This window comes from Umezawaea sp. (genome assembly GCF_036375055.1).
Taxonomy (GTDB): domain Bacteria; phylum Actinomycetota; class Actinomycetes; order Mycobacteriales; family Pseudonocardiaceae; genus Umezawaea.
Genome location: NZ_DASUSQ010000174.1, coordinates 1 through 12,515, shown reverse-complemented (window position 1 = coordinate 12,515; position 12,515 = coordinate 1). Strand labels below are relative to the sequence as shown.

Annotated in this window: 11 protein-coding genes; 9 read left to right on the top strand and 2 right to left on the bottom strand. The window is 71.5% G+C overall.

Annotated elements, in window-relative coordinates; genetic code table 11:
• Positions 1–13: 13 nt before the first annotated feature.
• Positions 14–817 carry a hypothetical protein gene (locus VFZ92_RS41100; RefSeq protein ID WP_330883391.1) on the top strand — a complete coding sequence of 268 codons (804 nt, stop codon included), beginning with the start codon at positions 14–16 and terminating at the stop codon, positions 815–817.
• Between the two features lie 34 nt (positions 818–851).
• Here VFZ92_RS41100 and VFZ92_RS41095 read toward each other — a convergent pair whose 3' ends face one another.
• A complete protein-coding gene (locus VFZ92_RS41095; protein WP_330883389.1) occupies positions 852–2,390 on the bottom strand; it encodes a hypothetical protein in 1,539 nt (512 codons plus the stop codon).
• Positions 2,391–2,679: 289 nt separating this feature from the next.
• A complete protein-coding gene (locus tag VFZ92_RS41090; RefSeq protein ID WP_330883387.1) occupies positions 2,680–3,987 on the bottom strand; it encodes a hypothetical protein in 1,308 nt (435 codons plus the stop codon).
• 327 nt (positions 3,988–4,314) lie between these two features.
• Between VFZ92_RS41090 and VFZ92_RS41085 the strand changes: the two genes are divergently transcribed.
• The 8 genes from VFZ92_RS41085 (at position 4,315) to coaD (ending at position 12,446) form a co-directional block, all read left to right on the top strand.
• The gene (locus VFZ92_RS41085) at positions 4,315–7,692 is read left to right on the top strand and encodes a pyruvate carboxylase (protein WP_330883385.1); all 3,378 of its coding nucleotides are present in this window, start codon (positions 4,315–4,317) and stop codon (positions 7,690–7,692) included.
• Positions 7,693–7,856: 164 nt separating this feature from the next.
• Positions 7,857–8,660, top strand: a complete 804-nt coding sequence (locus VFZ92_RS41080; protein WP_330883383.1) for a polyprenyl synthetase family protein — start codon at positions 7,857–7,859, stop codon at positions 8,658–8,660.
• A 20-nt stretch (positions 8,661–8,680) separates the two neighbouring features.
• On the top strand, positions 8,681–9,217 hold the full coding sequence (locus tag VFZ92_RS41075; protein WP_330883381.1) for a hypothetical protein: 537 nt from the start codon (positions 8,681–8,683) through the stop codon (positions 9,215–9,217).
• A 45-nt stretch (positions 9,218–9,262) separates the two neighbouring features.
• Complete coding sequence (locus tag VFZ92_RS41070; protein ID WP_330883379.1) at positions 9,263–10,351, top strand: MBL fold metallo-hydrolase; 1,089 nt, start codon at positions 9,263–9,265, stop codon at positions 10,349–10,351.
• Positions 10,344–11,177 (top strand): arginase family protein, encoded by an 834-nt coding sequence (locus VFZ92_RS41065; protein WP_330883377.1) that lies wholly within the window; start codon positions 10,344–10,346, stop codon positions 11,175–11,177. Before VFZ92_RS41070 ends, VFZ92_RS41065 begins: the two co-directional genes overlap by 8 nt.
• A complete protein-coding gene (locus VFZ92_RS41060) occupies positions 11,174–11,338 on the top strand; it encodes a hypothetical protein (RefSeq protein ID WP_414720121.1) in 165 nt (54 codons plus the stop codon). The genes VFZ92_RS41065 and VFZ92_RS41060 overlap by 4 nt, the downstream gene beginning before the upstream one ends.
• Positions 11,339–11,342: 4 nt before the next feature.
• Positions 11,343–11,909, top strand: coding sequence for a 16S rRNA (guanine(966)-N(2))-methyltransferase RsmD (gene rsmD, locus VFZ92_RS41055; protein WP_330883375.1), 567 nt, complete (start codon positions 11,343–11,345; stop codon positions 11,907–11,909).
• Between the two features lie 54 nt (positions 11,910–11,963).
• Complete coding sequence (gene coaD, locus VFZ92_RS41050; protein ID WP_330883373.1) at positions 11,964–12,446, top strand: pantetheine-phosphate adenylyltransferase; 483 nt, start codon at positions 11,964–11,966, stop codon at positions 12,444–12,446.
• Positions 12,447–12,515 lie beyond the last annotated feature (69 nt).

Genomic DNA, 12,515 nt, shown 5'->3' with positions numbered 1-12,515 from the left:
GCATCGACTCCTTGTGCGCCGCTTCCTCGTCGTGATCCCCCTCGTGCTGCTCGCCGCCTGCGGGTCGGCGCAGCCCGCGCCCGCTCCGACGACGTCGCAGGTCAAGGGCGAGCTGGCGGTGTTGGCGGAGACCATCACGGCCCGCAGGGCCGAGCTGAGGACGGCGAAGTTCCACACCGAGGGCTTCGCCTCCGACGGGGCGGCGACCGAGGTGCGCAACACCGCGGACGGCGTGCTCCGCCAGGAGGCGGACGGCGTGGTCGGCGCGTTCACCATGAACGTGGACGCGGGTGGAGCGGCCCGCGAGATCGACCTCGTGGTGCTGCGGGACGAGCTGTACGCCTACCTGGCAGGCGCCCCGATGCCCGAGGGCAAGAAGTGGGCGAAGTACACCGCCGAGAACAGCGGCGAGATCTCGGGGCTGCTGCGCGGGTTCGGTCCCAGCGCGATGGCGGGTGCCGAGCTGGACTACCTGGAGCCGACCGCCGGGCTGGTGCTGCGCAAGGCGTCCGAGCAGCTCGACGGGGTGCCGGTGACGCGCTACGACGTCGCCGTGGACACGGTGAAGATCGCGAAGCTGTTCGACGACCCCGACATCCAGCTCCAGCACACCCAGCTCGCCGAGTACGGGGTGACGATCAGCGCGTTCGCGTGGGTGGACGCGACCGGGCTGCCGCTCAAGGCCGGGTACCGGTTCGAGCAGAACGGCGAGGTGGTCAAGAGTTCGACCACCCGGTTCAGCGACTGGGGCGGCCCGGTGGAGGTCGCCGCACCGCCCGCCGCCGAGACGATCCCGGCCGAGCAGCTGCCGAAGTAGGGGCTCTCCGGGCTCCGGGCGGTGCGGGCCCGCGCTAGTCCAGTGTGGACAGGTCGATGGCCTCCGCGCCGAAGTCGAAGCCGTCCGGCGGCACGGAGTGCGACCAGTTGAGCCAGCCTCCCCGGTGGCGCGGCCGGGACGGCAGCTCGCCGTCCAGCAGCAGCGCCACGTAGCAGCCGTAGTCGACGGCGAACCCGTCGTAGAGCGTGCCGGGGTGGTTCTTGTCGACGATGCCGCGGCGCAGCACGTGCAGCAGCCGGGCGTCGTAGAGGACGTCCACGGCCGGGTGTTCCGCACTCGCCGTGCGCTCCAGCAGGAACGTCCGCGACCGGCGCTTGCCCACCACCTCGTCGACGAGCTTGCGCAGGGTGGAGTGGGCGGCCGGGTTGGAGTCGATGGCGGTCTGCTTGTCGCGGAGGTACCAGTCGCGGGCCGCTCGGCGGACGTCCTCCAGGTCGGTCACGTCCGAGTGCGCGTACTGGGCGGCCAGCGCGGCGATGTTGATGGCGTCCCTCGGCACGCCCTCGGCGGCGCGGACCAGTTCCAGGAAGGCGTTGCGCTGGAACGTCCGCTCCACGAACGCGGTGGCGTCCCCTGGTGCCCTCGCGCCGACCACGCGCACCAGCAGGTCCTTGGCGTGGTTGAAGAAGAGCTGGCCGAAGAACTCCTGCGCGTCGGTGCGGGCGCGGTTGAACACCAGGAAGTCGTCCAGGCTCACGGCGGTGGCCGCGTCCGCGCCCAGTTCGATGCCGATGTAGTCGCCCGCGGGGGCGGGGACGCTGAACCGGGAGCGGCGCTCGATGGCGGCGATCTTGACGGTGATGCCGGGGACGGGCAGGACGCAGCGGCGCAGCAGGTCGGCCAGGAGGGGTTGGAGGTCGAGCGGGACGCTGCTCCACTCGTCCAGCAGGAGCCACAGCCTGCGCCCGCCCAGCGCCCTGGTGAGGCCGCGCAGCGCTCGGCTGAGGGGACCGAAGACGACGTGGTGGCGCTCCACGCCGACGCGGCGGAGCCGGTGCTCCGAGGAGGTGCTGTTCCGGCGTTCGGCGGTGACCTTGGCCGACGGGGTGGCGCTGATGTCGAGGGCGTGCCTGGTCTCCGCCGAACCGGTCCGCTTCGACTCGCGTTCCACCTCGCCCACCACCTGGACGGCGGTCGCGGCGTCGGCCAGGGCGTCGAGGGGGTCGAGCATGTCGTGCTCGGTGTCGACGGCGATGGTGAGCAGTTCCTCGTGGACGGCTTCCAGGGTGTCGACGAGGAGGTGGGTGCCGCGTTCGGCCGCGTCGGCGTCGCTGCCGGAGTGGATGCCGCCCGCCGAGCCGATCGTGCGGAGGTCCAGGTAGACGGGCAGGTCGCCCGCCCGCTCGATGACGTCGCTGAGGTAGAGGAGGGCGTGGGTCTTGCCGGTGCCCCTGCGCCCGTAGAGGACCTGGTGGTCGGTGGAGTGGAGCATCGCCGAGAAGGAGCCCGCGCTGACGTAGGTGGTGGCGAGGGTGTGCCGGTCGGTGTTCTCGGCGCGTCTGGGGATCCGCATCAGCGCCTGGTTCAGGTGTCGCTGCACGTTGGTCTTCATCGGGCTTCAGGGTGGCGGGGGTCGGGTGGGGCGGGATAGCGGCCAAGTGGTTGGTTCGATGCCCCCTGGGGGCAACCGGTTCGTGGGGCGCGGCTGGTGCGAATCCGGTTCGGGTGGTCCGGGGGGACCTGTTCGACTCGGGTCCATTGATTCGACCCTGTGATCGGGCTGAAGGGCGGGTGGTGTCGACCTGGGCGATCCGTTGTCGTGAGGGTCGGTTCCCCAAATGAAATCGGCCACGCACGGGTGCGTGGCCGATTGTTGGTGCTCGGTTTTCCTGCCCTGTCGCCTAGGCGTTCTTCGGCCTTTTTTGGATCGGCAGTTTTGCCGTGGGGGCGTCTGCCGTGGCCGGTTTGCCGTTGGTCGGCGGCTTGGCTGGTTCTGGCTTCGTCGCCCTTGCCGGCTTTTCCTGCGGCTTCTGGGGTTCTGCTGCTCGCTCGCGCGCTCGGGGGTCGTCCGGGAGCGGGCCCAGTGCCGAGACCGCCTGGAGCACCGCCGCTTGGGCCGCGGCGAACTGCTCGGTCAGTGACTGGTGCATGGTGCGCAGCGCCGTTACCCGCTCGTCGGCCTCGGTCACGCGCTTGTCGGCGTGTTCGTCGGCCTCGCGCACGGTCTTCTCGGCCTTGGTGGTGGCCTCGGTCGTGAGCTGCTCCACCTTCGCCAGCGCCTCGGACTCCAGTTCGGCCAGGAGCTTCTCCGACTCGGCCTTCTTGGCGGTCAGGGTTTCGTCGAGTTCCTTTTCCGCCGCGGCGCGCTTGGCTTCCGCTTCCGCGCGGATCTTCTCGGCGGCCTGCTTCGCCTCGACCACGTGCTGCTCGTGTTCCTTCTTGAGCTTGGTGCGCAGGTCGTCGTATTCCTTGTCCAGGTCGTCGTGGTACTTCTTGTACTTCTGCTCCAGCGCCGCGCGGGTCTTCTCCAGGTCGGCCGCCTTGGCGTCGTACTCGGTGGTGACGCGTTCGGTTTCGGCACGGCCTTCGGCCATGAGCGCGTTGTGCTCGGCCGTGAGCTTGGCGCGGAGTTCCTGGATCTCGTTCTCCAGTTCGGCCTTGCGGGCCTCGAACTTCTTGTCCAGCTCGATCCGGTGCTGCTGGTGCTGCTGCTCCAACTGCCTGCGGCGGTCGTCGGTCTCGGCGTTCTTCCGCTGGTGCAGGGCCTTCTGCTCGGCGGCGAACCGGTCGGCCTCGGCGCGGGTGGCGTTCGCGTGGTCGACGGCCGCCTTGCGGATGTCGGCGATCTCCTCCTCGGCGAGGCCCATCATGATCCGGACGCGCTCGGTGACGTTGGAGGCGCTGATGGGGCTGGCGGCCAGGCTGGAGAGCTGCGCCTTGACCTTGTCCAGCTCGGCTCTCGTGCCCGCTACCACCTTCGACAGTTCGGCCACCTGCGCGGCGGCGGCGTCACGGCTCCGGCTGGCGTTCTTGAGGTCGAACTCCAGTCGGGTGACGCGTTCGTTGACCTGACGCTGGTTGTATCCGCGCAGGACGACGTCGAAGTGAGCTGTGCGGGCAGCAGTCTGCCCATTCCCATCGGGCCCGGCCATATGGGCAACACTACCGAGGTTTCGGACCCGCAAGTCACACGAAGCGGCGAATCCCACCGCATCAGCGCAACCTCGTGGGTACCGCCGTGAAGAGGGCCACATCTACTGCATTCGACGCAACCTCGAACGCCCTCGGTCACCCGGTGTGGAAGTCCGGTGATCGGCCGCTAACGTCCCTGCTCCTCGCGGGGGCTGCGCCCGGCGGCTCCCTGCGGCACACTCTTCGACCAAGGCCCCAGCTCACGGCCGGGGCCGACGAGCCGCTCGACCGCGCCGCGAACCGATCAGGATGACGTCCGTCACGTGGGATGGAACTCCCGAGGGGCGGGAAGCACACGGTAACGTTCCGACGACCCAGTCGAGTTACCGGGAGGGAACGCCGCTATGTTCCGCAAGGTGCTTGTCGCGAACCGCGGCGAGATCGCGATCCGGGCGTTTCGTGCCGCCTATGAGCTGGGCTCGGGGACGGTAGCCGTCTTCCCGCACGAGGACCGGAATTCGCTGCACCGGCTGAAGGCCGACGAGTCCTACCAGATCGGCGACCCCGGTCACCCGGTGCGCGCGTACCTGTCGGTCGAGGAGATCGTCAAGGCCGCCCGCCAGGCCGGTGCCGACGCGGTCTACCCCGGTTACGGCTTCCTCTCGGAGAACCCCGAGCTGTCCCAGGCGTGCAAGGACGCGGGCATCACGTTCGTGGGACCGCCGACCGAGGTGCTGGAGCTGACCGGCAACAAGGCGCGCGCCATCGCGGCCGCGCGCGAGGCGGGCCTGCCGGTGCTGGAGTCCTCCGCGCCGTCGGCGGACCTGGACGAGCTGCTGGCCGCGGCCAGGGGCATCGCCTTCCCCGTGTTCGTGAAGGCCGTCGCCGGTGGTGGTGGCCGCGGCATGCGCAGGGTCGAGGACCCGTCGACGCTGCGCGAGTCGCTGGAAGCCGCCATGCGCGAGGCCGAGTCGGCGTTCGGCGACCCGACCATGTTCATCGAGCAGGCCGTGGTCGAGCCCCGCCACATCGAGGTGCAGATCCTCGCCGACGGCGAGGGCAACGTGATCCACCTGTTCGAGCGGGACTGCTCGGTGCAGCGGCGCCACCAGAAGGTCATCGAGATCGCGCCCGCGCCGAACCTGGCGCCGGAGATCCGCGACCGGATGTGCGCCCACGCCGTCGCGTTCGCCCGGCACATCGGCTACCGCAACGCGGGCACGGTCGAGTTCCTGCTCGACCCGAACGGCAACTACGTCTTCATCGAGATGAACCCGCGCATCCAGGTCGAGCACACGGTCACCGAGGAGGTGACCGACGTCGACCTGGTCCAGTCGCAGATGCTCATCGCCAGCGGCAAGACCCTCGCCGACCTCGGCCTGAGCCAGGAGACGGTGCAGCTGCGCGGCGCCGCCCTCCAGTGCCGCATCACCACCGAGGACCCGGCGAACGGCTTCCGCCCGGACACCGGCGTGATCAGCGCGTACCGCTCGCCCGGCGGCTCCGGCATCCGGCTGGACGGCGGCACGATCGGCGCGGGCACGGCCATCGGCGCGCACTTCGACTCGATGCTGGTGAAGCTCACCTGCCGCGGTCGGACGTTCGCCGCCGCCGTGGCCCGCTCGCGCCGCGCGGTCGCCGAGTTCCGCATCCGCGGCGTGTCCACCAACATCCCGTTCCTCCAGGCGGTGCTGGACGACCCCGACTTCTACGAGGGCCGCGTCACCACGTCGTTCATCGAGCAGCGCCCGCACCTGCTGACCGCCCGCCACTCCGCCGACCGCGGCACCAGGATCCTGACCTACCTGGCGGACGTGACGGTGAACAAGCCCAACGGCGAGCGCCCGGCGAGCATCGACCCGCGCGACAAGCTGCCGGTCGTGGACCTCGACGCCGAGCCCGTGCCCGGTTCGAGGCAGCGGCTCGCCGAGCTGGGCCCCGAGGGCTTCGCCGCGTGGCTGCGCGGCAGCCGCGCGGTCGCCGTCACCGACACGACGTTCCGCGACGCCCACCAGTCGCTGCTGGCGACCCGCGTGCGCACGAAGGACCTGCTCGCGGTCGCCCCGCACGTGGCCAGGCTGACGCCGCAGCTGCTGTCGCTGGAGGCGTGGGGCGGCGCGACGTACGACGTGGCGCTGCGGTTCCTCGCCGAGGACCCGTGGGAGCGGCTCGCGCAGCTCCGCGAGGCCGTGCCGAACATCAACCTCCAGATGCTGCTGCGCGGTCGCAACACCGTGGGCTACACGCCGTACCCGGCCGAGGTGACGTCGGCGTTCGTGCAGGAGGCGACGAAGACCGGCATCGACATCTTCCGGATCTTCGACGCGCTCAACGACGTCGAGCAGATGCGGCCCGCGATCGAGGCCGTGCGCGAGACCGGGACGGCGCTGGCCGAGGTGGCGCTCTGCTACACCTCGGACCTGTCCGACCCGGACGAGCGCCTCTACACGCTCGACTACTACCTCAAGCTGGCCGAGCAGATCGTCGGCGCGGGCGCGCACGTGCTGTGCGTCAAGGACATGGCCGGGCTGCTCCGCGCGCCCGCCGCGTTCCGGCTGATCACAGCCCTGCGCAAGGAGTTCGACCTCCCCGTCCACCTGCACACCCACGACACGGCGGGCGGTCAGCTCGCCACGTACCTGGCCGCGATCCAGGCCGGGGTGGACGCGGTGGACGGCGCGTCCGCGTCGATGGCGGGCACGACCTCGCAGCCCGCGCTGTCGTCGATCGTCGCCGCGACCGACCACACCGAGCACGCCACCGGGCTCGACCTGGAGGCCGTGTGCGACCTGGAGCCGTACTGGGAGGCGACCAGGCGGATCTACGCCCCGTTCGAGTCGGGCCTGCCCGCGCCGACCGGCCGCGTCTACAAGCACGAGATCCCCGGCGGCCAGCTCTCGAACCTGCGCACGCAGGCCGTGGCGCTCGGCCTCGGGCAGCGGTTCGAGGACATCGAGGCCGTGTACGCGGCGGCGGACCGGATGCTCGGCCACCTGGTGAAGGTGACGCCGTCGTCCAAGGTCGTCGGCGACCTCGCGCTGCACCTCGTCGGCGCCGGTGTCACGCCCGCCGAGTTCGAGGCGGACCCCGGCAGGTTCGACATCCCGGCCTCGGTGATCGGCTTCCTGCACGGTGAGCTGGGCGACCCGCCCGGCGGCTGGCCGGAGCCGTTCCGCACCAAGGCGCTCCAGGGCCGTGCGCCCGCCAAGGGCGTCGAGGAGCTGTCGGAGGAGGACCAGAAGGGGCTGGCGGAGAACCGCCGCGGCACCCTGAACCGGCTGCTGTTCCCGGCTCCGACCAAGGAGTACCTGGCCCACCGCGAGGCCTACGGCGACACGAGCGTGCTGCGCAGCAAGGACTTCTTCTACGGCCTCAAGCCGGGCGAGGAGTACTCGGTCGACCTGGAGCCCGGCGTGCGGCTGCTGATCGGCCTCGAGGCGATCGGCGAGGCGGACGAGCGCGGGATGCGCACCGTCATGGCCACGCTGAACGGCCAGCTGCGGCCGATCTCGGTGCGCGACCGGTCCATCGCGGCGGAGGTCCCCGCCGCCGAGAAGGCCGACCGGGGCAACCAGAACCACGTGGCCGCGCCGTTCGCGGGCGTCGTGACCCCGTCGGTCGCCGAGGGCGACGTCGTCGAGGCCGGTCAGACCGTCGCGACCATCGAGGCCATGAAGATGGAGGCCTCCATCACCGCCGCCAGGGCCGGCACGGTGGCGCGCCTCGCGGTGCGGCCCGTGCAGCAGGTCGAGGGCGGCGACCTGCTGATCGTCCTGGAGTAGTCGGACCACCACACCGACGGGTGCCCTGCGCCGCAACGCGCAGCGGAGGGCACCCGTTCGGCTGCTCCAGGCGTGTGGCGTCGCTGCACCGTCCGGGTCACGCGCCGGGAAACCGGCTCGCCCGCCCCCAGCATGGAGTGCTCCCGACATCGAGGAGCGCCGTCTTGACCCAAGTCGCCCGCCGCGTCCCACCCCTCAGCCCGACCGACGACGACCTCCGCGAACTGCTGCGCGACGAGTTCGCCACCCGCTGGCCCGACTCGCCCAGGGCGCTCGACGCGGTCGACCGCTACGCCCTCATCCCCGTCGGGACGCTGCTGCGCGCGCTGCTGGTGCTGCGCGCCGCGCTCGCCGTCGGCGGCGACCTGCACCGCGTGCTGCCCGCCGCCGTCGGCGTCGAGTGCCTGCACGTCGGCGGCCTGGTCCACGAGGGCCTGATGGGGCACGACGACGCCCGGCAGGGCCGGGTCGCGGTGCACCGCAGGTTCGGCGCGGAACGCGCGATCGTCGCGGCCAACTCCCTCTACTTCCGCGGGTTCGGCCTCATCGACGAGTGCCGCGACCGCGGCGCCACCGCCGACCAGGTCGCCGAGGCCACCCGCGTCCAGGCCGACGCGGGCGTGCAGGCCAGCCGCGGCGCGGAACTGGCGCTCGTGCTGGGCGACGACCCCTCGCCCGACCCGGCGGAGTACCTGCGGGTCGCGAGGCTGAGGACCGCGGTGCTCCCGGCGGCCTGCCGGATCGGCGCGGTGCTCGGCGGGGCCACCCCGGAGCAGACCCGCGCGCTCACCGGGTTCGGCGAGAACCTGGGCATGGCGTCCCACCTGAGCGCCGACGCCAGGCCGTCGCGGCTGCCGTCGGCCGAGCGGCTGGTGCAGCAGTTCGGGGGCCGGGCCCGCCGCAAGCTGCGCAGGCTGCCCGTCGGTGCCAGCCGGGATCGTCTGGCGCAGTTGACCAAGTTGTGCTGATGCTGTGAGAACCTCGCGACATGGACGACCGCTACCAGACGATCGCGGACATCGAAGCTACCGAGCAGGAGGCCCCGCACCTGGCTCAGGAGGTGGTCGACTGGCTGGTCGAGATCGGCGTCGTGGTGAAGGAACGGACCAACTGCGCCTGTGGCATCGGTCACGCGCCCGGCCCCCACTTCGACCGCGCCGTCGTCACCGGCGACGAGGAACTGCGCACCCTGGCCTGGAACGGCCTGCGCGTGGAGGTCGGCCGCGCCGTCTACTACACCAAATCGCCTGATCAGGCCATCTTCTGCCCGCACTGCGAGGCCGAGGTCGACCTCGACCGGATCGCCGACGCGTTCGAGGAGTGGCAGCACGGCGCCGACGGCACCCGGCCCTGCCCCATCTGCACCAGGGAACTGGATCCGAACGGCTGGCGTTGGGAACCACCGTGGGGCTTCGGCGCGCTGGGACTGACGTTCTGGAACTGGCCGCCGCTGCGCCCGGAGTTCGTCCTTGAGCTGTCGGCCCGCCTCGGCCACCGGACCGTGCTGGTCGCCGACAAGCTCTGAGGCCAATTCAGTGTGACTATGGCCTGGCGGAACGGTGGAGGTGCCATGAAGAAGACCACGGGTGCGCTGCTCGGGTTGGCGGCGGCGGGGATCGGCTGGGCGGTGCGGGGCGTGCCCGCGGCATTGGGCGGCAAGCCCGATCCCGCGCTGCTGCGGAGGTCGCCGCGGTTCCGCGACGGCACGTTCCACAACGTCAAGAAGACCACCACGATGCCGGACGCCGAGAGCGCGGGCGTCTTCCGCGAGTTCCTCTTCGGCGGTGGCCGTCGCAAGCCGTCCGGGCCGGTGCCGCTGGTCGGCCCGCAGTCCGGCCAGACCAGCGCCGAGGGCCTGCACATCACCTGGTACGGCCACGCGTCCTCGCTGGTCGAGGTCGACGGCGCCCGCGTGCTGCTCGACCCGATCTGGAGCGACCGCTGCTCGCCGTCGGAACTGGTCGGCCCCAAGCGGCTGCACCCCGTCCCGCACGAGCTGACCGAACTCCCGCCGATCGACGCCATCGTCATCTCGCACGACCACTACGACCACCTCGACCTGCCGACCGTCCGCGCGCTGACCGAGTCGGAGACGGCGCCGTTCGTCGTGCCGCTCGGCATCGGCGCGCACCTGCGCCGCTGGAACGTCCCGGAGTCGCGGATCGTCGAGCTGGACTGGGACGAGCACCACGAGGTCGCGGGCGTCCGGTTGACCGCCACGGCCGCGCAGCACTTCTCCGGCCGGGGCCTCAAGCGCGACAACACGCTGTGGGCCTCGTGGGTGATCGCCGGACCGGAGCACCGCGTGTTCTACAGCGGTGACACCGGCTACTTCGACGGCTACACCGACATCGGCGAGACCTACGGGCCGTTCGACGCGTCGCTGGTGCAGATCGGCGCGTACAGCGTCGGGTGGCCGGACATCCACATGACGCCCGAGGAGGGCGTGCGCGCGCACCTCGCGCTCCGCGGCGGACTGCTGATCCCGGTGCACTGGGCGACGTTCAACCTGTCCGTGCACGACTGGTCCGAACCGGTCGACCGCGTGTGGCGCGAGAGCAAGGCCCACGACGTGAAGCTGGCCGTGCCGAAGCCGGGCGAACGCGTCGACGTCAACGACCCGCCCGCCGTCGACGGCTGGTGGCAGGCGCTTGCCTGAGGTCCACTCCGTCGCGCAGCGGCAGGGCGCGGTCGTTCCCCGCGCGGTGTCGCTGCCGTCGGGTGGCAGGGCGCTGGCGAAGCTCGCCGGTGAGGTCCTGGGCACCGCCGTGCGCACCATCCCGGTCGGGGAGCACGGGTCCCCGACCGTGGACGGCATCGCCAACCGCGCCGCGCTGCTGGACAACCGCGCGGCCCAGCGGGCGGCGCTGGGGACCCGGTCGACGGTCCTGACCATCGGCGGCGACTGCGGCGTCGAACTCGAACCCGTCCGCGCCGCCCGCGAGCGCTACGGCCGCACCCTCGCCCTCGCCTGGTTCGACGCGCACGGCGACCTGCACACGCCCGCGACCTCGCCGTCGCACGCCTTCCACGGCATGGTGCTGCGCGCCGCGATGGGCGAGGGCGATCCGGGGTTCGCGTCCGGCCCCCGGATCGGCGCGGGCCGGGTGGTGCTGCTGGGAGCGCGCTCGCTGGAGCCCGCCGAACGGGAGCAGGTGTGGCGGCAGACCGTCCGCCACCTGCCCGTGGCCGCGGCCAGGCGCTCCACCGTGGCGGGCAACGCCGTCCTGGAGACCGACGCCGACGAGGTCTACCTGCACGTCGACCTGGACGTGCTGGACCCGGCCGGGTTCGACGGCGTCGGCTGCCCGGTACCGGGTGGCCTGACCGTGGCGGAACTCGTCGGCTCGATCCGCGCCATCGCCGCGGCGACGCCGGTGGTCGGCGCGGGCATCACCGAGTGCGCCACCGACGACCCGGCCGCGCTCAGGGCGCTCGTCCCGCTGCTCGAAGCCGTCGGGGACTGCCTGGGCTTCGGACCATGACCCCGAGAACGGCCGTGGTGACGGGCGGGGGCACCGCCACCGGCCGCGCGGGCACCCCCGCCGACGCCGCCGCGGTCGTGGGCTTCCCCACCTCTCGCGGGGCGGGCCACGTCACCGGACAGGTGGTGCCGGTCAACGGCGGAGCGCACCTGGGACGATGAGCCCGTGACCAGGATCGTGGCGGGCACGGCCGGAGGCCGCCGCCTGCAAGTACCGCCGAAGGTGACCCGCCCGACGTCCGACCGCGTGCGCGAGGCGATGTTCAGCGCCCTGGAGGTCGTCCTGGACCTGGACGGCCTCACCGTGCTCGACCTCTACGCGGGCTCGGGCGCCCTCGGCTTCGAGGCGCTGTCCCGCGGCGCCGCGTCGGCCACCTTCGTCGAGGCCGACCGCCGCGCGGCGGACGTCCTCCGCACCAACGCCCGCGAACTCCGCTTCACCGCCGCGACCGTGATCGCCAGACCAGCCGAATCGGTGGTCGCCGTCTCCGCGGAGGCCCCGTTCGACCTGGTCTTCGCCGACCCGCCGTACTCCGTCACCGACGCCCAGCTGGGCAAGGTCCTGGACGCCCTGGTGCTCAACGGCTGGACCGCCCCCGGCACCGTCCTGATCGTGGAGAGAGCGTCCCGCAGCCCCCGCCCCCTCTGGCCAAGTCCGGTGGAATCCTTGCGCGACAAGCGATACGGAGACACAACCCTGTACTGGGCGGAACACCCGAACCCATCGGGGTGATCAGGGACACGGACGCCACTGGATGCGTCCGATCGGGTGCTAACGTCCAAAACCATGACGCGTGCCGTGTGCCCCGGCTCCTACGACCCGGTCACCAACGGACACCTGGACATCATCGGCAGAGCGGCGAAGCTCTTCGACGAGGTCGTAGTCGCCGTGCTCATCAACAAGAACAAGAAGACCCTGTTCTCCGTCGAGGAACGAACAGACATGCTCGCCGAGGTCACGTCCCTCTGGCCGAACGTGCGCATCGACTCCTGGCACGGCCTGCTGGTGGACTACTGCCGCGAACACGACATCAAGGCCATCGTCAAGGGCCTGCGCGCGGTGAGCGACTACGACTACGAGCTCCAGATGGCGCAGATGAACCACCAGCTCAGCGGCGTGGACACCCTCTTCATGCCCACCAACCCCATCTACAGCTTCCTGGCCAGCTCGCTGGTGAAGGACGTGGCGACCTACGGCGGGGACGTCTCCACCCTGCTGCCGCCCACCATCGAACGCCGCCTGATGCAACGCCTGGAAGAACGCCGCTAACCAGCACCGGAGCCCAGTGGCACCGGCGCCGACGGCGAATCGGCACCTGCGGACGGCCGGGCGCGGCAG